Here is a 24,328-nt window from a genome sequence, read left to right on the forward strand (position 1 = left end):
CCCAGTAAGTAGCGGCCCCCAATCAGCCGATCGGTCACTTCACCAGATCTGCCGATACCGCGAAGGTGTTGCAGGCCTTGTTCTCACCGATGTTGAAACCGTTCTGGATCCAGAAACCCTGACTGGTCGCCAGGCCGTGGGTCCGCTCGTCCTCCGGGGTGTCCGGCGACTCGCCGAAACTGCTGCTGGACTGCCGCTTGAACTCGGCCAGCCGGCCGGTGAGCGGATACGACTCCTCGACCGCCTTGCTGAACACGCCGGCGAAGCAGGACGCCTGCAGTTCGTTGCGCCGTGACGACTCGAGCTTCTGGTCCGGGTGGTCCTGCAGGTAGACCGCTCGCGCGTAGAACAGCCCGCTGACGCCTTGAACGTGGTGACCGTACTCGTGCGCGATGGTCATCAGGTACGCCAGGTCTTCGGTCGGGCCGAACGCCTTGTTCATCTGCGCGACGTCGGTGTACATCACCTGGTTGCCGTAGCAGTAGAACGCCAGTACCCGGCCGGACAGCGGTTCGAACCGGCCGCACGGCGTGGTCACCGGCTTGTCGAACACGACCAGGCCCGGGTCCGGCTTCTCCTGCCCGATCTCCTTGAAGATCGGCCGCCAGGCCTCGTTCAGGCAGCCGAACAGCTTCTCGTAGTACACCTTCTGCGCTGCAAGACTTCCGTCACCGAGGTCGGCGGCCTTGCAGCTCTGCTCCGGCAGCGCACCGGTGTCGTAGATGTCGGCGTGGAGCAGGTAGTCCTCGGCGCTGCCCTGCTGTGGGTGGCTGGTCGCGGTCGGCACGATCGATGGGCCGGTCACCCCGGGGCCGGCAGTGTTGTCGTCGCTGTTGCCGCCGGACATGATCATGCTGATGACAGTCAGCGAGACACCGAGGACCACCACGACGAACACGCCGAACAGGATCAGCCGGAGTGCGCCGGACCGGCGGGGCGGTGGGTGGAACCCGTTGAACTGGCCCGGACCGCCGCCGTAGTACGGCTGCTGCTGACCCCACTGGCCCTGGTACGGCGGTTGCTGCTGGAACTGTGGCGCCGCTTGTGGAGGTGGCAGAACGCCGGGCGGCGGGCCCACCGGCCGGTCCTGTGGACGACCGCCGTAGCCGTACTGGCTGCTCACGGATCTTGCCCTCCTGCCCCTGCACTGGACGAACCGGCACGAGACTACCCTCGACCCATGTCACTGAAGCGCCGCGTCCTGCCGGCCGCCCTGCTGCTGTCTCTGGCCGCCCCGATCGTTGCCCTGAGCACATTGCCCGCGCAGGCCGCGGACGATCAGATCACGGCGTACTCGGCCGAGGCGACGCTGACGAAGGACGGCAAGCTGCAGGTCAAGGAGACGGTCGACCTGGCCGCCGGTGGCAGCACGTTCAGCCGGACGCTGGCCACGCGGGTCCGCGCGGACGCCGAGCGGGACCGCACGTACGGCCTGAGTGACGTGTCGGCGACGGTGAACGGCCAGCCGGCCCAGGGCTTCCAGAACGACGGCACCGATGACGGCCGCCGGCTCACCGTGAACGTGTCCGGCCAGTCCAAGGTCGTCTACAGCTACACCGTGGACAACGTGGTGGCCGACTCCACCGAGGGCCGCGAGGTGAGCTGGCCGATCCTGCAGGGCTTCGGTACGGCGGTCCCGAAGGCGAGCGTCACCGTCAACGTGCCGTTCGCGACCTGGGTGACCTGCATCGCCGGACGCGTCGGATCGAGCATGCCGTGTACGTCGTCGCAGCTGGCCGAGTCAGCCGCCTTGCAGATCGAGCAGAACGGCGTACCGGCCGGTGGACGGCTGACCTTCCTGACCGGACTGAGCGACCAGGCGACGGTGCAGCCGAATGCGGAGTTCAAGACCCGCTGGACGCTCGGCCACGCGTTCACCGCCGACTCCAGCACCATCGGCCTCGCAGTGATCGTGCTGGGCATCGGACTGCTCGGTGCAGCGGCACTCTGGTTCCTCCGCGGGCGTGACGCCGGCAAGGTCGCCGGAGGCGCGCCGGAGCGGCCGGTGCTGGATGGGCCCGACGGTCCGCAGTTCGCCGCGCCGGATGGGATCCGTCCGGGTCAGGTCGGCACGGTGGTGGACGAGACAGCTGACGTCGTCGACATCACCGCGACGCTGCTGGACCTTGCTGTCCGCAACTACCTCACCATCGTCGAGCTGCCGCGGGAGACACACTTCGGCAAGCTGGACTGGGAGCTGCGCCGTCTCAACCAGGGCGGTCCCGAGCTGCTGCCGTACGAGAAGGCTCTGCTCGACGCGGTGTTCGCCGACGGCGCCACTGTGGTCGTCTCCGCGCTCGGCCCGTCGCTGCGGCCGCGGCTGAACCTCGTACGCGAGCAGCTGTACGCCGATGTCGTCACCCAGGGCTGGTTCAGCAGCCGGCCGGACGCCGTACGGAACCGCTGGACCACTGCGGGCCTGGTGCTGCTGGGGGCGGGCGTCGTACTGACCATCGTGCTCGCCATCGTCAGCAAGTTCGGTCTGGTCGGCTTCGCGATGATGCTGGCCGGACTGGCGCTCGCACTCGTCGGCCAGGTCGCACCGGCCCGCACTGCCCGCGGCGCCGCCGTACTCGGCCGGGTGGCGGGCCTGCAGCAGTACCTGGCCAACGAGACGTCGGCAGACCTGCCGCAGAGCCACCGGCTCGAGTTCGCCTCCCGATGCCTCCCGTACGCCGCTGTTCTCGGGCTCACCGAGAAGTGGGCACTGGAGATCGCAGCGACAGACGACGACGCCGAGGCGGACGCAGGCATCGGCTGGTACTCCGGTCCGGAGAACTGGAACCTGTCCGACATCGGCGAATCGCTCAGCAACTTCGTGATGGCGTTCGGCGGTTCGCTGACCGCCGGACGCCGGCTGTTCTAAGCCACCCGGGCGGGCGCAGCGGTGAACGTGTTGCAGTAGTTGGGCGACTTGCGGTTGTACCCGGCGATCAGCCACTGGTAGTTGCTCACCCGGTTGCCGTGGGTGTGCACCCGCGGCCGCGAGTAGTCGTCACCGGTGTGGGCGATCAGGAACCTGAAGTTCACCAGCAGCGGACCGTTCATCGGGATGACCGCGGCGTTCGCCCCCAGGTACGCCCCACCGAGGCAGGTCGCCTGGAGCTCGCGGCGCCGGCTCTCGAGCAGCTTCTGGGCCGGGCTCATCTTCTGCGCCCGGGCCATCGACGCGACCAAGATGCCGGTCAGGTACTGCACGTGGTGGCCGTACTCGTGCGCGAACGTGTTCAGCCGCAGCGCGCGGGAGTAGACCGCGTTCGACTTGAAGTTCCTGTTGTCAACGCCGTACGGGACGTAGATGGTCAGGTTCGTCGCGCAGTACGCCGCCCGGGCGCTGCGCTGAACGCCGCACGGGCTGGCGATCTGGCCGACGTAGACGACCGCCTTCGGCGGGACGAACCGGATGCCGGCCTTCTTCATCGCCAGCGACCAGGTGCGGTTGAGGCAGGGCAGCAGGCGGTTGTAGTAGTTCCGCGCGGCGGCGAAGTTGGCCGGCGCGAACGGCGGCTCGGCGCAGCTCGCGGTGGCGATCGGACCGATCTTGTAGAGCTTGTTCGCGGTGACGAGCTGGTCGTCGCGCGACGGAACCTGCTTCGTCGGGGTGGGGCTCGGGGACGGCGACTCCGAAGGGGACTCCGAAGGGGACTCCGACGTTGCCGTCGACGGGGTGCTGGTCGCCTGTGGCGTGTCGTCGCCGGTGTTGCGGACCAGGAGGGTGATGCCGGAGCCGACGACGAGTACGGCGAGAACGACCAGGCCGATCAGGAGAGTGCGGGAGTTCCGCTTGGCCCGGCGACCGCGGCCGGAGCCGGGTGGCTGGGGGATCGGGACCGGCGGGTACTGCCAGGTCGGCGCCTGCTGGACGGGCTGACCCATCGGGCCGGTCTGGCTGCCTGGTGTGGCGGCGTGGCGGGCACCGCCGGAGCGGGCGCCTTGCTGGGCGCTCGGTGGTGTTGCGCTCCAGGCCGAGGAGCCTTCCTGCTGGGGCTTTCCGAGCTCGGGCGGGCCCCACAGGTAAGACCCCTGCGAGTACGGTCCCCCTTGCTGCGGCGGCTGACCTTGCCCGGGGCCGGACGGCCCGGACTGCGCTGGACGGGACTGTGCCGGACCAGCCTGCGAAGGGCCGGACTGCGTCGGACCGGACTGCGTGGGACCGGACTGGGCAGGACGGGACTGCGTGAATCCACCTTGCGCGGGACCGGACTGCGCGGGACCGGACTGACCTGGACGACCCTGTGCGGGACCGGATTGCGTGGGACCGGTCTGTCCTGGACCACCCTGTGCCGGACCACTCAGTGCCGGACCGGTCTGAGCGGGACCGGCCTGTGCAGGACCGGACTGGCGGGGACCGCTTGGAGTGGGACCTGACTGTCCTGGACCGGGGCGTGCGGGACCGGGCCGGCCTGATGCGGACTGCCCTGGACCCTGCTGACCAGGACCGGCCTGCCTCGGACCGCCCTGCCCAGGACCGGACTGCGAGGGACCGGACTGCGAGGGACCGGCCTGCCTCGGACCACCTTGTGCGGGACCGGCTTGCCGGGAACCGGGCTGGGGTGGGCGTTGCTGGGTGGGCCTCGACTGGTCCGGGGTGGTTTGCCAGGTGGAGGGCTGGTCGGGGTCTACCGGGCGGCGGTTGGCCCAGCCTTCGCCGAACCAGTTGTTCCGCGGGCGTTTGCCGCCGGACGGGTCCTGGAACTCGCGCTTGGCCTCGATGTCCTCTTCGGTCCACCACTGGCCTGGCCGACCGTCCCGGGCCGGCCGCTCCGGCGGACCGGTCGGCTGATCTCCCTCAGCCGGCTCGCGGTCTGCCGGGTCGTGTCCCGGGGGTGGGTTCCAGTTGTCCGACATCGATACTCCTCACGACCTTGCTGGGTGTTGCCGTCAACGTGATGCATCCGGCGCTGTTTCGGGGTGCCGAAGCCGCGCCCGGTCGGTTCCCCCCGGACAACGATGCACATCCCCGGACATACTTTGCGTGATCCGGGTTCACCCAGGCTAGTCACCCCGGGCTGTCACCGCGCATCAGACCGGTGTCGGCGGGCATTCCGGTCTACCGAACCTTCCCGGCCGAGGCGGCGAACGTGTTGCAGACGTTCGGGTTGCGGCTGTTGAAGCCGCGGGTGGCCCAGTACTGGTGGTTCACCCCGTCGCCGTGGTCGTTGTTGTAGTCCGTCCAGTGCAGGATCAGCCACTTCCACTGGAACAGGGACTCGCCGGTGACCGGGTAGGTACGCCGGTTGGACCCGATGAAGATGTCGCCGAAGCAGGATGCCTGCAGTTCCAGCCGCCGGCTGCCCTCGAGTTCGGCCGCCTGGGTCGGCGCCTCGTACCGGATCCGGCTGTTGGCCGCGAGGATGCCGGTCATGTTCTGCACGTGGTGCCCGTACTCGTGGGCGAACTGGTGCAGCATCCACATCCGTGCCCACACCTTCTGATAGGTCTCCGGGTGGCGGTTGTAGTTGCCGATGTCCTCGCTGAGGTTCATGTAGATGGTCTCGGTGCTGCCGCAGTAGAACGGCGGACCGCTGTCGCTGTAGCTCCCGCACGGCGTCTGGATGGTGCCACTGAACGACAGCACGTGCGGTGACCGGAATCGGCCACCGGCCTTCGCGACGATCGACGGCCAGGCCTTGTTCAGGCACTTGAGGAGAGTGGAGTAGTTCGCCCGCGCACCGGACACAGTGGACGGACGCGACCGGCTCTCCTTGCAGTTCACCGGCTTCATGCCGCCGGCCTTGTACAGCTTGTTGCGCAGCACCAGGTCGGAATCGGTCGGACCGGGCTTGGGCTTCGGCGTACTGGTCGTCCGCGGCGCGGTCGGCCGCGTGGTCGTCGGCTTGGCCGTGGTCCGCGTCGCTGTCGGCCGGCTGGTGGCAGTGGCAGGCGCCGGCGAAGGCTCCTCGGACGGCTCGTACGTCGGGCTGTCGGTCGACGTCGGAATCGACGGACTGCTGTAGGGAGAGTCGTTGTGCCTCAGGGCGTTCGACACACCCGCCAGACCGATCCCACCGAGTACGACGACCCCCAGGATCGCGAGCAGCACCTTCCCACCGCTGCCCTTCTTCCGCGGCGGCATCGGCCCACCAGGCGGTGCGCCCCACCCGAACTGTGGCGGCGGCGGACCGCCGTACCCAGCGAACTGTCCGGGCGGAGGAGGTGGTGGTGGAGGTGGTGGATACTGCCCGGGCGGCGGTGGGCCCCACTGGTTGCCAGACACCCGCCCGACGCTATCCGAGCCCCGGCTCAACTCACTCTGGCCGCCGACGCCGTGTAGGTGTTGCACTTGCTGAGGTTCCGGCTGGTGAACGCCGACCGGCTCCAGGCGCCGTGGTTCTTCCGGCTCCCGTGGTCGCGGGGCAGCGAGGTGATGTCACCGCTGTTGTTCACGATGTAGAGCCACTGCCGGTAGAGCCCGCCCGAGATCGGGTAGCTGCCCCGGTTGGCGCCGAGGAACGTGTTGCCCAGGCAGGACGCCTGCAACTCCATCCGCCGGTTGACCTCGAGCTGTGCCGCCTGGTTCGGCATCTGGTAGCGGACCTTGTAGTACGCCGGAAGGATGCCGGTCATCTGCTGGACGGCGTGCGAGTACTCGTGGGCCACCGTGTGCATGGCCAGGGCCCGGGTGAACTGCTGGTTCTGCCGCCAGTACTGGATGTCGTCGGCAACATCCATGTAGATCGTGTGGTTCGACGAGCAGTAGAACGACAGACTCCGGTCGGAGTTGCCGCACGGGGAGTTCGCGCTGCCCACCCAGGAGATCAGTCCGGGCTTCCGGAACCGGCTGCCGGACGCCTGGATCTGCCGCGGCCACGCACGGTCCAGGCAGGCCTTGACCGCGCGGTAGTAAGCCGTTGCCTTCGACCCGTTACCGAGCCCGGAGCGGGACTCCTTGCAGTTCACCGACCGCTGCATACCGGTCTTGTAGAGCCGGTGGGTGGCGATGAACTGCAGCGGGGTGACTTCCTTCGGCGCGGTGGTCGTCCGCGTCGGCTGGGCCGTCGGCGGGTGAGTGGTAGGTGGCGGCGGCAACGAGGTGGTCGTTGCCACCGGCACCGAAGGGGTCGAGTACGTCGGAGCGCTCGTGGCAACCGGCCGGGTCACGGCCACATCGTCGTCGTCACCCTGGGCGATCTTGAGCGCGATGATGACCGCGGCCGCCCCCGCGGCAGCGAGCAGGCCGAGGACCAGGACGGCCACACCGCGCGACTTCTTCGGTGGCTGCGGCGGCATCGGTCCCCAGCCGTACTGCGGGCCGGCCGGTGGCGGACCGTAGTACCCGGGTTGCTGTGGAGGTCCCCATTGGTTGCCTGACACGCGGCAGACGGTAGCGGAGCCCCGGCTCAACCACAGTTGAACGTGCGTCACGATATGGTGCCCAGGTCAACACTGACCCCTCCGATACGGTGTGATTGAGCAATGCGTCTTCGTCTGCTCGGGCTCTCCCTGTGTGCCCTCGGCCTTACCGCTCTCACCGGCCTCCCCGCCGGTGCGACCGGTTCAAATGGTGCGGCCGACCCGGTCGTGACCAACTTCGACAGCCAGATCCGGGTCGAACGTGACGGCCTGCTACGGGTTTCCGAGACCTGGAAGCTCAGCAACGTGACCGGGACGTTCACCCGGTTCGTCGTCACCCGTGACCATCTGCCCGACGACATCGACCACGTGCAGGAGATCCAGGACCTGCAGGTCAAGTCGGGCGGCGAGGAGAAGCAGGCCGAGCTGAGCACGGACGGTGACGTCACCTCGATGGCGGTCGCGGATGTCAGCGGCGGCAACACCCAGCTGGACTTCACCTACACGGTCAAGGGCGCGGTCGCCCAGACGCTGAACGGCACCGAGGCGCGGTTCGCGCCGCTGACCGGGATCAACCTGACCGTCCAGCAGGCCAACATCGTCTTCAGTACTCCGGAGGTCTCGCACGTCTCGTGCTTCGCCGGGGCGATCGACAGCAACACGCCGTGCACGCTGGCGCAGATCGGTGAGACGTCCGGGCCGACGTTCCAGCAGCAGAGCCTGCCGCCGGGCAACACGGTCCGGATGACGATCGGTTTCCCCGAGGGCGAGATCGCCGCGAACTCGATCGTCGAGTACCGCAAGACTCTGAAGCGCGCGTTCTCCACCGACACCGCGCAGCTGATCACCGCGCTGGCCGTGCTGTTGCTCGGCCTGATCGGGCTGTTGCTGCTCTACCGGGTCCGCGGCCGCGACCAGATCGACCCGCGCCGCGTCGTACCGGCCTCGCTGTTCAGCCTCGGCAACGACACCCGGATCGACTTCACCCCGCCGTCCGACCTGCGGCCCGGCGAGGTGGGCACGCTGATCGACGAGCGGATCGACCCGGTCGACGTCACCGCGACGATCATCGACCTGGCGGTCCGCGGGCACATCACGATCATCGAGCTGGAGCACGAGACCGAGTACGCGCGACCGGACTGGGAACTGCGCCGGGTCGCGAACGCGCCGTCGGAGGAGCTGCAGCGGTACGAGAACGTCCTGATCCGGGCGATCTTCGGCGACGGGGACTCCGTGCTCGTCTCGGAGCTCGGCCGCCAGGTGCGGGAGAACCTCGGCCAGGTCCAGGACGCCCTGTACGACGGTGTGGTCAAGCGCGGCTGGTTCAACGAGCGCCCGGACCGGACCCGGTCGCTGTGGGCGACGATCGGTATCGCCACCACAGTGGTCGGCGTGATCGCGACTGTCCTCCTCGCACTGTTCTCGACCTGGGGCCTGCTGGGCCTGGCGGTCACTGCCATCGGTGTCGGCCTGATCGTGGTCGGCCGCTACATGCCGTCCAAGGCGCCGGCGGCCGGACGGGTGCTCGGCCAGGTGGCTGCGATCCGCGGCGAGCTGCTCGAGATGGACGTCAGCGAACTGCCCTCGGACCAGCACGCCGAGCTCTGCTCGCGCGCACTGCCGTACGCCGTCGTCCTCGGCGGATCGGAGCGCTGGATCGACGCGCTGGTCGCGACCGACGAGGACGCCGACGAGGACGAGGGCTTCGCGTGGTACCGCGGTCCGCGCGGATGGCACCTGCAGTACCTGCCGGACTCGCTGCGGAACCTCACGACGAACCTGACCGGCGCGCTCTTCGCCCGCTGATCTCTACCAGTTGGCCTGTGGCTCCCGTGGCGGGAGCTGCAGGCCACTCGGGTGGATGACGTACACGAGCCCGCCCGAGTGCGGCACCCACGCGTTCTCGAAGGCGGTCCGGTCGTACGTCGTCCGTACCTCGCCGTTGCTCGGGATCAGGTGCGAGGCCGGATCGTTGACGACCACGTTGCCGTCCTGGTCGAACCCGACGATCACCATCAGGTGCCCGTTGGTCCCGTAGCCCGCGCCGGGCAGGTCGCCCTTCTTGAACGACAGCGACGCGACCAGCGGGATGCCGGCCTTGATGAACTGCTCCGCCTCGGTCAGCGACCGCAGCCGGGTGATGAACCCGTCCACTCCGCGGGATCCGGCGTACGCCGTGTTGAACGGCCAGTTGCCCGCACCGTCGTAGGCGTAGTCGAAGACCGACCGGGCCGAGTGGTCCACCTGCGGATCCGCGTCGGCGGGGTCGACCCAGGACGTCTCGCCGGCGGTCGGCCCGGCACCGTAGTAGTCGAGCACCATCGCCGTCGACGTCGCCGAGCACCACGCCTCGCCGCCGCCGTCCCACTGCGGATAGTGCCCGAGGTGCGTCTCCTGCGAGTACGTCGGTACGTCGAGAACGATGCCCTCGGCACCGCCAAGGGGGCTCGCGGCAACCTTCTTCTCGTCGGGCAGCCGGGACGCCATCGCCCCGACCGACCGGACCACGGGGCTCTGCGTCGTACCGCTCAGCCGATAGAGGGTCACCTTGAGCTGCCAACGATCCAGCCAGCGGCCCGAGGCGGCGGTGAAGGTGTCGACGGCAACGGATCCGTCCGCGTCACCCTGACTCGGCACCGAGGTCCGGTGGATGTCACCGGCCGCGGTGTCGTCCCCGCCGGACCAGCGGCCGAGCACGTACCACTTGGTCGTGGCGCCGGCGTTCGTCTGGCCCGCCATCGAGACCTCGATCCAGGTGCCGGGCGGTGTGGTCGCGTTCCAGGACGCGACCAGCTCGGTCAGCCCGAAGCCGGTGCTCACGTGCGGCGAGACCCAGCTGGTCTGGTCGTAGCTCTTCGCGGTGCCGTCGCCGAACGGATCGACGTACGACGTGGAGCCGGTCGAGGTGCCGAAGGTCAGGGCACCGTCGGTGACGGTGGTGCCGTGCTGGGCACCGGCGAGGAAGTCGGTGGTCGACGTCCACGTGTGGTAGGCGATCTGACGCGGCGGGGCGACCTTGGCGGCCTCGCTCGGTAGCGAACCGGCGGTCAGCACGACCACACCGGAGATCAGGGCGGCGGTGACGGAACGGGCGGTGGTCATTCTTCGACGGTAGACCCGAGCCGGTGAACGCGTGCCGCGATCGCGTGTCGCGCGGTCAGATAATTACGAGCGCTTGTCCCACTCCTCGGCGAGCATCGCGAACACTGCCTCGTCGGTCCATCGGCCCTTCAGGAACTCGTTCTTCACGAACGTCGCCTCGTGGCGCATGCCGAGCCGCTCGAGCAGGTTCGCCGAGCTGCTGTTCGCGGCATCCAGGCGGCCGATGATCCGGTGCATGCCGAGTTCCTCGAAGCCGAGCCGGAGCACCTCGATCGAGGCCTCCGCCGCGAACCCGCGGCCGTGGAACTCGGGGTGGAAGACGAAGCCGAGCTCGCCGCCACGGTGCTCCGCGTTCCGCACGAACAACGTCACCTCGCCGACATGCCGGCCGGTCTCCCGCAGGATCACAGCGACGGTGAGCGCTTGACCGTCGGTGTCCATCGGTACGTCGGCCAGCCGGCCGGCAAGGGACTCCTGCACCTGCTCCGGCGTCTTCGGGTCGTACAGCAGGAACCGGGTGACGTCGGGGTTGGACTGCAGCTTCAGCAGGTCGTCGTAGTCGGTGTCGAGGTAGCGGCGAAGGGTCAGGCGGTCAGTCTCGATCGGCAGCGAATAGGTCACCGATCGAGACTATGAGACCGCCGCAACCCGATTTCCCCGGATCAGCCGTTGGCGAGGGCCACCAGCCGGGACTGGTCGCCGTTGAAACGGTCCTGGTCGATCGGGGTCGAGCTGTACTGCCAGATGGTGTGGAACGGCCAGCCGCCCGGCAAGGTCCCGGGCGCCGAGGCGTAGCGGGCCACCCAGAGCGGGTTGGTCGCGTTGAAGGCGGTGCTGTTCCCGGTGCAGCGGCTCCACCAGTCGAGGTTGGTGTAGATGACCGGGTCGCGGCCGGTGCGGGCCTTGTAGGTGTTGAGGAAGTCGCGGATCCAGTTGACCATCGCGGCCGCGCTCAGTCCGTAGCAGGTCGCGCCGTACGGGTTGTACTCGATGTCGAGCGCGCCGGGCAGGGTCTTGCCGTCCCGGGACCAGCCGCCGCCGTGGGCCAGGAAGTAGGTGGCCTGGTTGGCGCCGCTGGAGTCGTTCGGGGTGGCGAAGTGGTAGGCGCCGCGGATCATCCCGACGTTGTAGGACCCGTTGTACTGCTGGGCGAAGTACGGGTTCGTGTAGTAGTTGCCTTCGGTCGCCTTCACATAAGCGAACCGTTTGCCGGCCGACCACTGCGAGGCCCAGTTGACGTTGCCCTGGTGGCTGGAGACGTCGATGCCTTCGACCGAGGCGGCCGGGGCCATCACCGCGGGAGCGGCGCTGGTCGTGGTGTTCTGCAGCCAGCCCATGTAGGCGTCGCCGGCCTTGTCGATGCCGTGCTGGCGGGCCTGCGGGGTGGGCTGGTGGGACGCGGTCGACGCGTCGGTGTTCGGCGTACTGGCTTGGGCGGAGCCGATCGAGGCCAGGAGCAGGCCAAGAGTGACGGCGGCACCCGTGAGGACGGACTTCACGGTGAACCTCCACAGAGCGATGAGGGGCGGACAGAGCGCTCGGCGGAGGTCTTACCCGTACCTGGAAAGAATCAAACCCTCCAGCATGTATGAAACGTGACTATTTACCCATCGGCTACTTCACGTACTTCGAGGCCGCCACGAAGGTGTTGCAGCCACCCGGGCTCAGGGTCTTGAAGCCGGAGTTGGCCCAACGCGGCTGGACCGCACGGCTGCCGTGGTCCCGAACCGTGCCGTACTCGTCGCCCGAGTGTGAGTGCAGGTAGTCCAGTTCCCTCTTGAGTGAGCCGGTGAACTTGTAACTGTTCTTGTTCGCGCCCATGAACACGTTGCCGAAGCAGGTCGCCTGGAGCTCGGTCCGGCGGCTCATCTCCAGCGACTTGTCGCCGGAGAACTGGTACTCGAGGTTGCTTTCCGCCGCCAGGATGCCGGTCATCGCCTGGACGTGGTGGCCGAACTCGTGCGCCACCGTGTCGCTCATGTCGGCCCGCAGCCAGGTGGTCGCCACCGAGTCGTTGCTGTGCCCGCGGTACCAGGTCACGTCGGTACCGGCGTCCATATAGATGGTGTGGTTCGACCGGCAGTAGAACGAACTCGGCGCGTTCCCGCTGCACGGGGTGGACACGCTGCCGGTGAACGCGATGAGGTGCGGCGTGATGAAGCGCGAGCCGCTGGCCGTCACCTGCCTCGGCCACGCGCGGATGAGGCAATTGAGCACGTTCGTGTAGTACTTGCGCGCGTTCGCCAGGCTGCTGGCCCGCGACTTGGACTCGCGGCAGTTCACCGTCCTCTGTTTGCCGGTCCTGTAGATCCGGTTCTTCGTGACCATGTCGGAGTCCGACGGCGGCGGAGGCGTCGTCCTGGTCTGGGTCGGCTTGGGCTGGGTCGGCTTCGTGGTCGGGGCCTTGGTGGTGGTCGGGATGTACGTCGGCCCCTCGGTCGGCTCGTACGTCGACGACGTCGGCTCCGGCTGGGTGTAGTCGTCACTGTTGTGCTTCACCATGCTGCTGAGCACCGAGAATCCGACGACGGCGAGCGCCACGATGGCGATCGGCAGCACGATCCAGCCCGCCTTGCTCTTCTTCTTGGGCGGCGGCGGGAATCCGTTCGACCCCCAGCCGAATCCCGGTCCCGGCGGCGGACCCATCGGGGGCGGCCCTTGCCGAGGTGGACCCTGCGGTGGTCCCCAGTACTGCGGTGGCGGACCCGGTGGCGGTCCGTACTGCGGGGGTGGCGGCCCCTGGTACGGCCCCGGCTGTTGCGGCGGCGGGCCGTACGGCGGCTGGTTCGGCAACGGATTCCTCCTGACAAGTGCTCCTGCCGGTATTTTGTCAAGAGGGAGTGCCACTTCCCGTTACCCTTGACCGGTGACACTTCGCTTGTACGACACCATGACGGCAGCAGTGCGGGATTTCGAGCCGGTCCATCCGGGCAAGGTCGGGATCTACCACTGTGGGCTGACGGTGCAGGGTGCGCCGCACGTCGGGCACATCTACAAGGAGGTCGTCTTCGACGTTCTGCGGCGCTGGCTGGAGCGGTCCGGATACGAGGTCACCGTCATCGCGAACGTGACCGACATCGAGGACAAGATCCTGGCCAAGTCGGCCGAGCGCGGTGTGCCGTGGTGGGCGCACGCCTACGAGTTCGAGCGCGAACTGCACTGGTCGTACGACGTGCTCGGCTGCCGCCCGCCGACGTACGAGCCGCGCGCCACCGGTCACATCCCGGAGATGCTCGAGCTGATCGACGAGCTGATCGAGCGCGGCCACGCGTACGTCGCCCCGGACGGATCCGGCGACGTCTACTTCGACATCAGGTCCTGGCCGTCGTACGGCGAGCTGTCGCACCAGAAGATCGACGACATGGAGGCCGCCGAGGACGCGGACCCGCGCGGCAAGCGCGACCCCCGCGACTTCGCGCTCTGGAAGGGATACACCGAGGACACCCCCCGGACGGCCTCCTGGCCGGCGCCGTACGGCCGCGGCCGCCCGGGCTGGCATCTGGAGTGCTCGGCGATGGCGGGCAAGTACCTCGGCGACGAGTTCGACATCCACGGCGGCGGGCTGGACCTGCGCTTCCCGCACCACGAGAACGAGCTGGCCCAGTCGACCGCGGTCGGGCGGAAGTTCGCCCGGTTCTGGATGCACAACGCGCTCGTCACCACCGCCGGCGAGAAGATGTCGAAGTCGATGGGCAACGGCGCGATCGTGCGCAACGTGGTCCAGCGGGTGCGGCCGATCGAGCTGCGGTACTACCTGGTGCAGTCGCACTACCGCTCGGTGGTGGAGTTCTCGTTCGAGGCGCTGGACGAGGCCGCGAAGGGATTCCAGCGCGTCGAGGGCTTCGTCACCCGGGCCACCGAGGTGACCGGTGGGGTCGAGCCGGCCGCCGAGCTGCCGTCCGACTTCGGCGCCGCGATGGACGACGACCTGGGGACGCCGGCGGCGTTCGCCGTCCTGCACAACACTGTCCGGGACGGGAACAAGCTGCTCGCGGACGGGGATTCGCCCGCGCTGCGCGAGAGCCTGGCGGCTGTGCGCGGGATGCTCGGCGTCCTCGGGCTCGACCCGCTGGCCGACCCCTGGGCGTCGCGGTCCGACGTCGGTGGCGAGCTGACCGAGGTGGTGGACGGCCTGGTCAAGGCGCTGCTGGAGCAGCGGCAGGCCGCCCGCGAACGCAAGGACTACGCCGCGTCGGACGCGATCCGCGACCGGCTGAAGGCGCTCGGCGTCGTCGTCGAGGACACACCGCAGGGACCACGCTGGTCGCTGGCGGCACCGACTACAACCGACGAAGGAAGCTGACGTGCCGGGAAGTAGCCAGCGCAAGGGCGCCATCCGCAAGAAGCCGCGGGGCAACCCGACCGCCGGATCCGGTGGCCGGGTCCGCCGCGGTCTGGAGGGCAAGGGCCCGACCCCGAAGGCGGTGGACCGGGTCAAGCACCCGGCGCACAAGCGGGCCAAGGCGAAGGAGCGCGCCAACGAACGCGAGCGCAATCGACGCCCGGCCCGCAAGGACACCGACTCCACGGTCGAGTGGGTCTACGGCCGCAACCCGGTGGTCGAGGCACTGCGGGCCGGCGTACCGGCCGCGGCCCTTCATGTTGCCGAAGGCACCGAACGGGACGCCCGGCTGCGGGAGGCACTGCTGCTCGCGGTCGAGCACGGTGTCTCGGTGCTCGAGGTGCCGCGGGCCGAGCTCGACCGGGTCACCGCCGGCGGCGCCCACCAGGGTGTCGCGCTGCAGATCCCGCCGTACGAGTACGCGCATCCCGACGACCTGCTCGACCGGGCGTACGCCGCGGGCGAGGTGCCGCTCGTGGTCGCGCTGGACGGGGTGACCGATCCGCGGAACCTCGGCGCGATCACCCGGTCCGCGGCGGCCTTCGGTGCCCACGGCGTACTGGTCCCGGAGCGTCGGGCCGCGTCGGTGTCGGCGTCGGCGTGGAAGACGTCGGCCGGTGCCGCGGCGCGGATCCCGGTCGCGCGGGCCACCAACCTCAACCGCGCGCTGAAGTCGTACAAGGACGCCGGCCTGATGGTCGTCGGCCTCGACATGGGTGGCGCCGTGGAGCTCCCCGACCTGGACGTCGCGACTGAGCCGCTCGTCCTGGTCGTCGGCTCCGAAGGCAAGGGCCTGGCCCGGCTGGTCCGCGAGAACTGCGACCTGATCGTCTCGATCCCGATGACGTCGGCCACCGAGTCCCTGAACGCCGGAATCGCCACCGGCGTCGCGCTCTACGAAATCTCCCGCCGCCGCGCGTGACAGCACAACGCCCCGGACCGAGTGGTCCGGGGCGCTGTTGTTGCAGGGGTCAGTAGACGCTCACGCCATAGCGCGAGAGCGCTTCGGTGACGGGCTGGAAGTACGTCGTCCCGCCGCTGCTGCAGTTGCCGGAGCCGCCGGAGGTGAGACCGAGGGCCGTGGTACCGGCGAACAGCGCGCCGCCGGAGTCGCCGCCCTCAGCGCACACGTTGGTGCGGATCAGGCCGGTGACGGTGCCTTCGGCGTAGTTCACCGTGGCGTTCGTGCCGGTGACCGAGCCACTGTGCACACCGGTGGTGCTACCGCTGCGCTTGACGGCCTGGCCGACGGACGCGTTGCCCGCGGTCGTGATGTCCTGGCTCGTGCCGTTGTACAGGTCCACCGTTCCGGGGTGGTTCGTGAACGACGTGCTGTACTTGACGATCGCGTAGTCGTTACCGGGGAAGCTCGACCCGAAGGTGGTGCCGAGCAGCGTGGTGTGGCTCGAGTTCGAGTACCAACTGGACGCGATGTTGCCGCAGTGACCGGCGGTCAGGAAGTAGTACGTGCTGCCACTGCGGACGTTGAAGCCGAGCGAGCAGCGATACTGCCCGCCGTAGATCGCATCGCCGCCGGCGATGTACTTGGTCAGCTTGCCGGAGATCTTCTCCAGCGTGACCCGGTCGCCGAACTGCTTGGTGACCCCGGTGAGCGAGGACAGCTTGGCGCCGGTGACCGTGTCGTCGTAGGAGACGATGATCCGGCCGTCGGGGTTGGTCTGCCAGGCCGTGCCCGGGATGGACGCGTCCTTGCTCAGCGTGGCGGTGATGGCGGTCGCCGACAGTGCCGACGGGTTGATCGGGGCGGCGCTGGCCTGGGTGGCCAGCAGCCCGGCGGCGGCGAGCCCGGCGGCGGCCAGGATCGCGGTGGTACGGCGAATCAGGGAGAAATTCACGGTTTCAGCCTCCTCACGATGAGGACGCGCTCGGGGCGGGTGCGTCCTTGACTTAAACCGTGAGCAGTCGTACCCAGATCTGTCCGTGAGTATTCGCCCGAATTCGGAGCGTGAGGGTAATCCTCCGTTCAGTACACGGCGACGCCGTACCGGGTGAGGGCCTCGACGACCGGCTGGAAGTAGCTGACGCCGCCCGAACTGCAGTCGCCGCTGCCGCCGGACAGCACTCCGTAGGCGTACTGCCGGTAGAACAGTGGACCGCCCGAGTCGCCCGGCTCCGAGCAGACGCTGGACCGGATCATGCCGGTCACCCGGCCCTCGGGGTAGTTCACCGTGACGTTGAGCCCGGTGACCGTGCCGTGCTGCAGGCCGGTGGTGGCGCCGGCGCGGTACACGTACTTGCCGAGGTTCGGGTTGATCGCCCGGCTGATGTCCTGCGACCGCCCGTTGTACAGGTTCACACTGCCGCCGGGCTTCGGGATGTCGGTCCGGTAGACGATCAGCGAGTAGTCGTTCCCCGGGAAGCTGAAGTGGTGCCGCGAACCGAGCCGGGAGGTCTTGGCCGAGTTGTTGTACCAGGTCGCGGCCTCGGCTCCGCAGTGACCGGCGGTGAGCAGGTAGTAGATGCCCCGCCGGGAGACGTTGAAGCCGGCCGAGCACTTCACGTTGCCGCCGTAGATCGCGCTGCCGCCGCTGGTCCGGGTGGTCAGCTTGCCGGGCAGCTTCGTCAGTACGACGCCCTCCCCGAGTCGTTTGGTCACGCCGGTCAGCGAGGTCAGCTTGGAACCGGTGACGGTCGAGTCGTAGGACACCTCGACAGTGCCGTCCGGCCGGGTCATCCAGGTGGTGCCCGGGATCGAGACGTCCTCGTTCAGGGCAGACGTGATCGCCGCGGCGGACAGTCGCGGTGGCTTGACCGGATCGGCCTTGGCCGGCAGTGCGGTCAGGGTCAGAGCGGTTACGGCGAGCGCAGCGGCTGCTCGCCGGACGGTGGAGGGTCGCATGGTCATCAGCCTTCCGTGGCGTGCGGTTCTGATGAGTTCGATGGCAGCTTCAGGACGTCAAACGCTTGGATGAGTCTAGGCCGCTGCAGGTCACCGTGCGCCGCAACACCTGCAGATCACCACGTAACACCGCGTGGTCGACGTCGACCGCCCACTCCTCGCCGGACAGCGTCACCGTCATCGCCCCGTTCTCGAACCACGGCCCGTGCGACAGCCGCCAGTTCGCCGCCACATCCTGTACGCCGGCCGATCGTGCGAGCCGGTGTAGCAGCGCCGTCATCCACCGGGTGCCGAGGATGTGGTTCGCCCATCTGATGTGCTGCGGCACCGGGTTCCGGAACGGCGACATGGTGAGCTGGCGGATCGCCGTACCCGGATGCTCGACGGTCGTCAGGTGGGCCTCGGCCAGGTAGCTGCAGTGCACGTCGCCGGACAGCATCAGGATCGACGCCGGCGGATCCTCGCCACCGACCACCTCGGTCAGCAGCGTGGTCACGTCGTCGAGCGACTTCCGGAACGACGCCCAGTGCTCCAGGTCCATGCCCTGCCGGATCCTCTCGCCGACCCGGGCACTGCGTTGCCCCCAGGCGCCGGACGAGATCGCCTCGTCCCATCCCTCCAGGTGATGCAGTCCGGGCGCGAGCAGGAACGGCAGCGTGGAGGCCAGCAGCAGATGCCGGATCGAACGGTTCGCCCCGACCGTGCGGCGTCGTACCCAGTCCCACTCGTGCGCGTCGACCATCGCTCGCTCGCCCGGCTCCAGATGCCGGGAGCACCGTGAGTCGATCGCGAGCAGCCGGACGCCGCCGAAGTCGCGGTAGAAACTCCAACGGGTCGACGCCGCATCCTCGTCGGCGGTCCACGCGAAGCTGTCCAGGTACGCCGTACGTTCCTCGTCGTCCTCGATCGTGAGCATCGCGCGGTACGTCGGGTCCTGGTCGAGCTGCTCGGGCGAGAGATTGCCGAGGTGCTGATAGACCCAGTACGACGCGTAGGCGCCGACGACCCGGTCGTGCCACCACGGCTGCGCGGTCACCCAGCGACGCCAGGTCAGCGAGGTGTTCCAGTCGTCGCGCAGGTCGTGGTCGTCGAGCAGCATGCACAGGGGAATCGTGGAGAACAGCCACCGCACGGCCGGCGTGGTCCACGCGTCGTCGTACAGCCAGGTGTACTCCTCGAAGTTCCCGATCTCGTCGGCGACCTCGGACCCTGGCCGCCCACCATGGGCCTCGTGCAGTCGGCGCAGTACGGCGTCGGACGGGTCGTCGGCGTACACCTGGTCACCGAGGAGCAGGACCGCGTCCGGTTGATCACCGTCACCGGCTGCGACCGACTCGGCCAGCGCGACCAACGCGTCCGGGCCGAACTCCTTGAACCCCGTCTCGTCGAACGGCGCGGATCGGCGACACGACCCGAACGTCAGCCGGAAGGTCCCGTCCGCACGCGGCGTCCGGATCACGCTCGGGCCGTACGGGCTGTACGGAAGCGGCCACACCGTGCTGCCGTCGAGCTTCACGTCGTACGGCGTCGTGGAGTCCGGCGCGAGGCCCTCGATCCGGACCAGCGCGTAGTGGTGGCCGTGGACCGACCACGTCCGGGCCTTGTGGCCGAGCACCTCGACCTCGGCCGGACCGCTGGTCTCCACCCAGACGGTGGCCTGGGTCTCGTCGACGTACCGCAGCAGCGGGCCCAGCCTGAGTTCCATCCGGGCAAAGTTACAAGCTCAGTCCAACCGCAGCGAGTGCAGAACGAACGACGCGAGCTCGCGGTACGCCTCGGCGTCGTTGAGACCGGTCCGGCGGGCGATGTCGCCGCGCTGGATGGCCTGCATGGTGTGCGCGACCATCTCGGCCGCGAACGCGATGTCGACCTGCCGGAACGTCTTGTTGTTGATCCCGTCCTCGATCAGCGCCCGGACCCGGTCGGCCGCGATCCGGGTGTTCCGCTCGTACACCGACCGGGCCGGCGCGAACGTCGCGACGTCGTCCAGGAAGGTCCGGCTGGCCGGCCGGAGCGCGTCCGCGACCGCGTTCAGGTACGCCGCGATCCGCCGGTCGTGCCGGGTCTGCCGGGCGACCGCGGACTCGACCTGGGCGGTGGCATTCTTGAAGTAGTGCTTGACCACCTCGACGGCGAGCTGCTCCTTGCTCGGCGCGAGCGCGTACAGGGTCGTCTTGCTGCAGCGCAGCTCGGCGGCCAGGTCGTCCAGGGTGAACCGGCTGAAGCCCTGCTCGAGGAACAGGGTCAGGAGCCGGTCGAGCAGTTCGGACTGCCTGCGGGTACGGCGCCCCGGAACGACTGTTGTCATATCGAGACAGCATAGAACGATACGGAACTATGTGCTTCAGTATCGTTGCGAGTATCATTTCGTCAGCCGTTGAGAGGGGTGCCTGATGGCTGTCGATCGTCTCCTGCCGACCGAGGAATCCACCGATCTGCTCGCCCTGGTCCGTGACCTGTGCGTGCACGAACTCGCGCCGTACGCCGCTCAGGCGGAGGAGAGCGAGACCTTCCCGCGGGATGCGTTCCGCACACTCGGCAAGGCAGGTCTGCTCGGCCTGCCCTACCCGGAGCAGTACGGCGGCGCCGAGCAGCCGTACGAGGTGTACCTGCAGATGCTCGAGGAGATCGCCTCCGCCTGGATGTCGGTCGGCGTCGGGGTCTCCGTGCACACGATGACCAGCTACGGGCTGGCTACGTTCGGCACCGAAGAGCAGCGGGCCCGGTTGCTCCCGGACATGATCGGCGGCGAACTGCTCGGAGCGTACGCGCTGTCCGAGCCGCAGGCCGGCTCCGACATCAGCGGGATGACCACGCGCGCGGTCCGCGACGGAGACGACTATGTCCTGACCGGCACCAAGGCATGGATCAGCCACGGCTCGCACGCCGACTTCTACACCACCTTCGCCCGTACGTCGGAGGACCCGAAGCGCGGCATCTCCGCCTTCCACGTGCCGGCGTCCGCCGAGGGCCTCAGTTTCGGCGCGCCCGAGCGCAAGATGGGCCTGACCGGGTCGACCACCACGCTGGTCAACTACGACCAGGTCCGGATCCCGGCCGCGAACCTGATCGGCGCCGAGGGCGCCGGGATGCGGATCGCCCTGTCCGCACTGGACTCCGGCCGACTCGGCATCGCGGCGTGTGCGGTCGGTCTGGCCCAGGCCGCGCTCGACGTCGCCGCGGCGTACGCGCTGGAGCGGCAGCAGTTCGGTCAGGCGATCGCGGACTTCCAGGGCGTCCAGTTCCTGCTCGCCGACATGGCCGCCGCGGTCGAGTCCGCGCGGGCGACGTACCTGCAGGCCGCGCGCCGCCGCGACCTCGGCCGCCCGTTCACCCAGCAGGCCGCGATCGCCAAGCTGATCTGCACCGACGCCGCGATGAAGGTCACCACCGACGCGGTCCAGGTGCTCGGTGGGTACGGTTACACCCGCGAGTTCCCGGCCGAGCGGTACATGCGCGAGGCCAAGGTCACCCAGATCTTCGAAGGAACCAACCAGATCCAGCGGCTGGTGATCAGCCGAGATCTCCTGAGGAGTGTTCGATGAAGCTTGGCCCCTCCGACGTCGCCCTGGTCACCGGTGGTGGTTCCGGTCTCGGTGAGGCGACGGTACGGCGGCTGGCCGCCGACGGGGCCGCGGTCGTGATCGTCGACCTGGCGTCCTCCGCGGGCAAGGCGATCGCCGACGAGCTGGGCGACCGGGTCGTGTTCGCGCCGGCCGACGTCACCGACGAGGCGGCTGTGACGGCAGCGCTGGACGCGGCCGCCGGGCTCGGCACGCTGCGGGTGGTCGTCACCTGCGCGGGCATCGCGACACCCGGCAGGGTCGTCGGCCGGAAGGGTCCGTTGCCGCTGGCAACGTTCCGGCAGGTGGTCGAGGTGAACCTGATCGGCACCTTCAACGTGCTCCGGCTGGCCGCCGAGCGGATGATCGCGCAGCCGTCCGGCGACGACGGCGACCGGGGTGTCGTGGTGATGACCGCGTCCATCGCGGCGTACGACGGTCAGGTCGGGCAGGCGGCGTACGCGGCCAGCAAGGGCGGCATCGTCGGCCTCACCCTGACCGCGGCCAGAGACCTTGCGGACAAGGGGATCCGGGTCGTCACCATTGCCCCGGGCACCATGGAGACACCGATGCTGGCCGGTCTCCCGGAGGAGACCCGCACGGTCCTCGAGCAGCAGGTCCCGCACCCGTCGCGGCTCGGCCGCCCGGCCGAGTACGCCGCTCTGGTCGGTCACATCGTCGACAACCAGATGCTCAACGGTGAGGTCATCCGGCTGGACGGCGCCCTGCGGATGCCACCGCGCTGATCACTCCGGTTCGGACAAGGTCGGGGTGGGCAGCGCAAGCTTCTCGTCCGGCTTGGCCGCCAGCACATCCTCCACGTAGGAGCGCGCGGCTTCCATCGTGTCGATCTCGTGGCCGGCCTGCTCGGACAGGAACCAGCGGTGCTCGAGCACCTCGTGGAACACCTCGGCCGGCTCGAGCTTGCGGTTCAGGTCGCGCGGGACCGAGCGGACCACCGGCTCGAACACCGTGGTCAGCCACTGGTGCGCGACGATCTCCTCGTCCTCGTTCTGCTGGTCGGTCGAGGCGGAGAACGCGTCCAGATCGTTCAGCAGCCGGCGGGCCTGGTTCTCCTCGACGTCCAGGCCGGTGAGCCGCAGCAGCCGGCGCGAGTGGTGCCCGGCGTCGACGACCTTCGGCTGGATCCGGACCTGGCTGCCGTCCCAGTCGGTGATGATGTCGATCTCGGCGACGTCGAAGCCGAGCTCGTTCAGCCGCCGGATCCGCGAGTCCAGCCGGTGCATCTCGTCGGTGGTGAACTCCTCCGGGGCGGTCAGTTCGGCCCACAGCGCCTCGTACCGCTTCTGGATCGACTCGACGGTCTCCTGCGGGTCGATGTCCGGGTCGAGCAACCCGCCCTCCTGCAGGTCGAGCAGTTCGCCGAAGAGGTTGATCTCCGCGGTGTAGAGGTCGTGCGCGCGCTGGCCGTCGGAGATGTCCTGGTGCAGTTCGCCGGTCTCGGCGTCCACCAGGTACGCCGCGAAAGCGCCGGCATCGCGGCGGAACAACGTGTTGGACAGCGAGCAGTCGCCCCAGAAGAACCCGAGCAGGTGCAGCCGGACGATCAGCGCGACCAGGGCGTCGATCAGCCGGTTCACCGTGTCCGGCCGCAGCGTGCTGGAGAACAGAGCGCGGTAGGGCAGCGAGAACTGCAGGTGCCGGGTGATCAGGATCGAGTCGATCGGCTCACCGTTGCGGTCCAGCCGGTCGGTGATCACGCCAACTGGCTCGACCGAGGGCGACTCCAGCCGTTCCAGGTCGCGCAGCAGCCGGTACTCGTGCAGCGCGAGGTGCTCCAGCACCTCCTTGATCGCGTACACGCTGCCGTTGACCCGGACGAACCGGACCACGTGCCGCGAGATACCGCGCGGCAGCGCGACCAGCTGGTCCTCGGGCCAGTCCTCCAGGGGGACGTCCCACGGAAGCGACAGCAGGCCGGTGTCCGGGCGGGTGGCGACGAATCGGGGCACGGCTCCAAGTCTGTCAGGAATCCTGAGAGTTCAGGAGGTACGCAAGCTATTGCAAGAACTTGCGTGAACAGGCGTAGAGTTTGCGTTATGACACGACGACTTGCAGAGGTGGCCAAGAAGGTCGGCGTCAGCGAAGCCACCGTGAGCCGGGTTCTGAACGGGAAGCCGGGTGTGTCCGAGGCGACCCGGGAAGCGGTGCTCACCGCCCTCGATGTCCTGGGGTACGAGCGTCCCACCCAGCTGCGCGGCGACCGGGCCCGGCTCGTCGGGCTGGTCCTGCCGGAGTTGCAGAACCCGATCTTCCCGGCGTTCGCCGAGGTCGTCGGTGGCGCGCTCGCGCAGCAAGGTTTCACGTCCTTGCTCTGCACCCGCACGGTCGGCGGTGTGTCCGAGGCCGACTACGTCGACCTGCTTCTGCAGCAGCAGGTGTCCGGGGTGGTGTTCGCCGGCGGCTTCTACGCCCAGGCCGACGCACCGCACGCGCACTACGAGCTGATCCAGGAGCGCAAGCTGCCGACCGTCCTGGTCAACGCGGCGGTCGATCACCTCGGCTTCCCGCAGGTGTCCTCGGACGACTTCGTCGCCGCCGAGATGGCGCTCGGTCACCTCCGCGCACTCGGCCACCGCCGGATCGGCATGGTGCTCGGGCCGCGCGACCACATCCCGTCGCGGCGCAAGCTGGACGCGTTCATGGCCGCGGACGAGGCGGATCCGGAGCTGGTCGAGCACACCATGTTCTCGCTCGAGGGCGGGCACGCGGCCGCGACCCGGCTGGTCAACAACGGGGTCACCGGCATCGTCTGCGCCAGCGACATCCTCGCGCTCGGCGCGATCCGCGCGGTCCGCCGGGCCGGTCTGTCCGTGCCCGACGAGGTCTCCGTGATCGGGTACGACGACTCCGCGATGATGAACTGCACCGACCCGCCGCTGACCACGGTCCGGCAGCCGATCGACGCGATGGGCCGGGCCGCCGTCGACATGCTGGTCGCCTTGATCGAACGGGCCGCCGTACCTGCCGACGAGTTGCTGTTCGAGCCGGAACTGGTCGTCCGGGCCTCCACCGCACGCGCCAGGATCTGACCCACCACCCCCTCCGCAGCCGCTGACCGGTCACCGGTCGGCGGCTGCTGCCGTCTGCCCTGCGCGAGCCACCTTCCCATCTGAAGTCACGTTTTTGCAATCTTCTATTTGAGTA

20 protein-coding genes are annotated in these 24,328 nt (G+C 68.8%); 7 read left to right on the forward strand and 13 right to left on the reverse strand.

Annotated features, from left to right (window positions below):
• Window positions 1–34: 34 nt before the first annotated feature.
• Window positions 35–1,123: a neutral zinc metallopeptidase gene (locus ACGFH6_RS34055; protein ID WP_393392261.1), complete on the reverse strand. Its 1,089-nt coding sequence runs from the start codon at window positions 1,121–1,123 to the stop codon at window positions 35–37.
• Between the two features lie 57 nt (window positions 1,124–1,180).
• Between ACGFH6_RS34055 and ACGFH6_RS34060 the strand changes: the two genes are divergently transcribed.
• Window positions 1,181–2,866: a DUF2207 domain-containing protein gene (locus ACGFH6_RS34060; RefSeq protein WP_393392264.1), complete on the forward strand. Its 1,686-nt coding sequence runs from the start codon at window positions 1,181–1,183 to the stop codon at window positions 2,864–2,866.
• On the opposite strand, the gene ACGFH6_RS34065 is transcribed toward ACGFH6_RS34060, so the two are convergent.
• From ACGFH6_RS34065 to ACGFH6_RS34075, 3 genes are all read right to left on the reverse strand, one after another.
• The gene (locus tag ACGFH6_RS34065; protein ID WP_393392268.1) at window positions 2,863–3,876 is read right to left on the reverse strand and encodes a neutral zinc metallopeptidase; all 1,014 of its coding nucleotides are present in this window, start codon (window positions 3,874–3,876) and stop codon (window positions 2,863–2,865) included. The two genes, ACGFH6_RS34060 and ACGFH6_RS34065, sit on opposite strands and share 4 nt — an antisense overlap.
• Before the next feature lie 1,174 nt (window positions 3,877–5,050).
• Window positions 5,051–6,076, reverse strand: a complete 1,026-nt coding sequence (locus tag ACGFH6_RS34070; RefSeq protein ID WP_393392271.1) for a neutral zinc metallopeptidase — start codon at window positions 6,074–6,076, stop codon at window positions 5,051–5,053.
• Window positions 6,077–6,243: 167 nt separating this feature from the next.
• Complete coding sequence (locus tag ACGFH6_RS34075; RefSeq protein WP_393392274.1) at window positions 6,244–7,314, reverse strand: neutral zinc metallopeptidase; 1,071 nt, start codon at window positions 7,312–7,314, stop codon at window positions 6,244–6,246.
• A gap of 102 nt (window positions 7,315–7,416) precedes the next feature.
• On the opposite strand from ACGFH6_RS34075, the gene ACGFH6_RS34080 reads away from it, so the two are divergent.
• On the forward strand, window positions 7,417–9,099 hold the full coding sequence (locus tag ACGFH6_RS34080) for a DUF2207 domain-containing protein (RefSeq protein ID WP_393392277.1): 1,683 nt from the start codon (window positions 7,417–7,419) through the stop codon (window positions 9,097–9,099).
• Between the two features lie 3 nt (window positions 9,100–9,102).
• On the opposite strand, the gene ACGFH6_RS34085 is transcribed toward ACGFH6_RS34080, so the two are convergent.
• From ACGFH6_RS34085 to ACGFH6_RS34100, 4 genes are all read right to left on the reverse strand, one after another.
• Complete coding sequence (locus ACGFH6_RS34085; RefSeq protein WP_393392280.1) at window positions 9,103–10,395, reverse strand: peptidase C39 family protein; 1,293 nt, start codon at window positions 10,393–10,395, stop codon at window positions 9,103–9,105.
• A gap of 63 nt (window positions 10,396–10,458) precedes the next feature.
• The gene (locus ACGFH6_RS34090) at window positions 10,459–11,016 is read right to left on the reverse strand and encodes a GNAT family N-acetyltransferase (RefSeq protein ID WP_393392283.1); all 558 of its coding nucleotides are present in this window, start codon (window positions 11,014–11,016) and stop codon (window positions 10,459–10,461) included.
• 41 nt (window positions 11,017–11,057) lie between these two features.
• Window positions 11,058–11,894, reverse strand: a complete 837-nt coding sequence (locus ACGFH6_RS34095; RefSeq protein WP_393392285.1) for a lysozyme — start codon at window positions 11,892–11,894, stop codon at window positions 11,058–11,060.
• Between the two features lie 115 nt (window positions 11,895–12,009).
• Window positions 12,010–13,041 carry a neutral zinc metallopeptidase gene (locus ACGFH6_RS34100; protein WP_393392288.1) on the reverse strand — a complete coding sequence of 344 codons (1,032 nt, stop codon included), beginning with the start codon at window positions 13,039–13,041 and terminating at the stop codon, window positions 12,010–12,012.
• A gap of 220 nt (window positions 13,042–13,261) precedes the next feature.
• Between ACGFH6_RS34100 and cysS the strand changes: the two genes are divergently transcribed.
• Window positions 13,262–14,698, forward strand: a complete 1,437-nt coding sequence (cysS, locus tag ACGFH6_RS34105; protein ID WP_393392291.1) for a cysteine--tRNA ligase — start codon at window positions 13,262–13,264, stop codon at window positions 14,696–14,698.
• 1 nt (window position 14,699) lies between these two features.
• Window positions 14,700–15,659, forward strand: a complete 960-nt coding sequence (gene rlmB, locus ACGFH6_RS34110; protein ID WP_393392294.1) for a 23S rRNA (guanosine(2251)-2'-O)-methyltransferase RlmB — start codon at window positions 14,700–14,702, stop codon at window positions 15,657–15,659.
• A gap of 49 nt (window positions 15,660–15,708) precedes the next feature.
• Here rlmB and ACGFH6_RS34115 read toward each other — a convergent pair whose 3' ends face one another.
• From ACGFH6_RS34115 to ACGFH6_RS34130, 4 genes are all read right to left on the reverse strand, one after another.
• Window positions 15,709–16,593, reverse strand: coding sequence for a S1 family peptidase (locus ACGFH6_RS34115; RefSeq protein ID WP_393392298.1), 885 nt, complete (start codon window positions 16,591–16,593; stop codon window positions 15,709–15,711).
• Between the two features lie 128 nt (window positions 16,594–16,721).
• Entirely contained in the window at window positions 16,722–17,603 is an 882-nt protein-coding gene (locus tag ACGFH6_RS34120) for a S1 family peptidase (protein ID WP_393392300.1), read from the reverse strand.
• 43 nt (window positions 17,604–17,646) lie between these two features.
• A complete protein-coding gene (locus ACGFH6_RS34125) occupies window positions 17,647–19,302 on the reverse strand; it encodes an alkaline phosphatase D family protein (protein ID WP_393392303.1) in 1,656 nt (551 codons plus the stop codon).
• An 18-nt stretch (window positions 19,303–19,320) separates the two neighbouring features.
• The gene (locus tag ACGFH6_RS34130; RefSeq protein WP_393392306.1) at window positions 19,321–19,905 is read right to left on the reverse strand and encodes a TetR/AcrR family transcriptional regulator; all 585 of its coding nucleotides are present in this window, start codon (window positions 19,903–19,905) and stop codon (window positions 19,321–19,323) included.
• Window positions 19,906–19,990: 85 nt separating this feature from the next.
• Here ACGFH6_RS34130 and ACGFH6_RS34135 point away from each other — a divergent pair, with 85 nt between their 5' ends.
• Window positions 19,991–21,142, forward strand: coding sequence for an acyl-CoA dehydrogenase family protein (locus tag ACGFH6_RS34135; protein ID WP_393392308.1), 1,152 nt, complete (start codon window positions 19,991–19,993; stop codon window positions 21,140–21,142).
• On the forward strand, window positions 21,139–21,906 hold the full coding sequence (locus ACGFH6_RS34140; protein ID WP_393392312.1) for an SDR family NAD(P)-dependent oxidoreductase: 768 nt from the start codon (window positions 21,139–21,141) through the stop codon (window positions 21,904–21,906). The genes ACGFH6_RS34135 and ACGFH6_RS34140 overlap by 4 nt, the downstream gene beginning before the upstream one ends.
• Here ACGFH6_RS34140 and ACGFH6_RS34145 read toward each other — a convergent pair whose 3' ends face one another.
• Window positions 21,907–23,154, reverse strand: a complete 1,248-nt coding sequence (locus ACGFH6_RS34145) for a DUF4032 domain-containing protein (RefSeq protein WP_393393590.1) — start codon at window positions 23,152–23,154, stop codon at window positions 21,907–21,909.
• A gap of 66 nt (window positions 23,155–23,220) precedes the next feature.
• Between ACGFH6_RS34145 and ACGFH6_RS34150 the strand changes: the two genes are divergently transcribed.
• Entirely contained in the window at window positions 23,221–24,213 is a 993-nt protein-coding gene (locus tag ACGFH6_RS34150; RefSeq protein WP_393392314.1) for a LacI family DNA-binding transcriptional regulator, read from the forward strand.
• Window positions 24,214–24,328 lie beyond the last annotated feature (115 nt).

The organism is Kribbella sp. NPDC049227 (genome assembly GCF_043197265.1).
In the GTDB taxonomy this organism is placed as follows: domain Bacteria; phylum Actinomycetota; class Actinomycetes; order Propionibacteriales; family Kribbellaceae; genus Kribbella.

Excerpts from the sequence above, each read along its gene's own strand:
- ACGFH6_RS34060 (WP_393392264.1), top strand. The coding sequence starts at position 1,181 with ATGTCACTGAAGCGCCGCGTCCTGCCGGCCGCCCTGCTGCTGTCTCTG.
- ACGFH6_RS34065 (WP_393392268.1), bottom strand. The coding sequence starts at position 3,876 with ATGGGTCAGCCCGTCCAGCAGGCGCCGACCTGGCAGTACCCGCCGGTC.
- ACGFH6_RS34070 (WP_393392271.1), bottom strand. The coding sequence starts at position 6,076 with ATGCCGCCGCGGAAGAAGGGCAGCGGTGGGAAGGTGCTGCTCGCGATC.
- ACGFH6_RS34080 (WP_393392277.1), top strand. The coding sequence starts at position 7,417 with ATGCGTCTTCGTCTGCTCGGGCTCTCCCTGTGTGCCCTCGGCCTTACC.
- ACGFH6_RS34085 (WP_393392280.1), bottom strand. The coding sequence starts at position 10,395 with ATGACCACCGCCCGTTCCGTCACCGCCGCCCTGATCTCCGGTGTGGTC.
- ACGFH6_RS34100 (WP_393392288.1), bottom strand. The coding sequence starts at position 13,041 with ATGGGTCCGCCGCCGGGACCGGGATTCGGCTGGGGGTCGAACGGATTC.
- ACGFH6_RS34120 (WP_393392300.1), bottom strand. The coding sequence starts at position 17,603 with ATGACCATGCGACCCTCCACCGTCCGGCGAGCAGCCGCTGCGCTCGCC.
- ACGFH6_RS34125 (WP_393392303.1), bottom strand. The coding sequence starts at position 19,302 with ATGGAACTCAGGCTGGGCCCGCTGCTGCGGTACGTCGACGAGACCCAG.
- ACGFH6_RS34130 (WP_393392306.1), bottom strand. The coding sequence starts at position 19,905 with ATGACAACAGTCGTTCCGGGGCGCCGTACCCGCAGGCAGTCCGAACTG.
- ACGFH6_RS34135 (WP_393392308.1), top strand. The coding sequence starts at position 19,991 with ATGGCTGTCGATCGTCTCCTGCCGACCGAGGAATCCACCGATCTGCTC.
- ACGFH6_RS34140 (WP_393392312.1), top strand. The coding sequence starts at position 21,139 with ATGAAGCTTGGCCCCTCCGACGTCGCCCTGGTCACCGGTGGTGGTTCC.
- ACGFH6_RS34150 (WP_393392314.1), top strand. The coding sequence starts at position 23,221 with ATGACACGACGACTTGCAGAGGTGGCCAAGAAGGTCGGCGTCAGCGAA.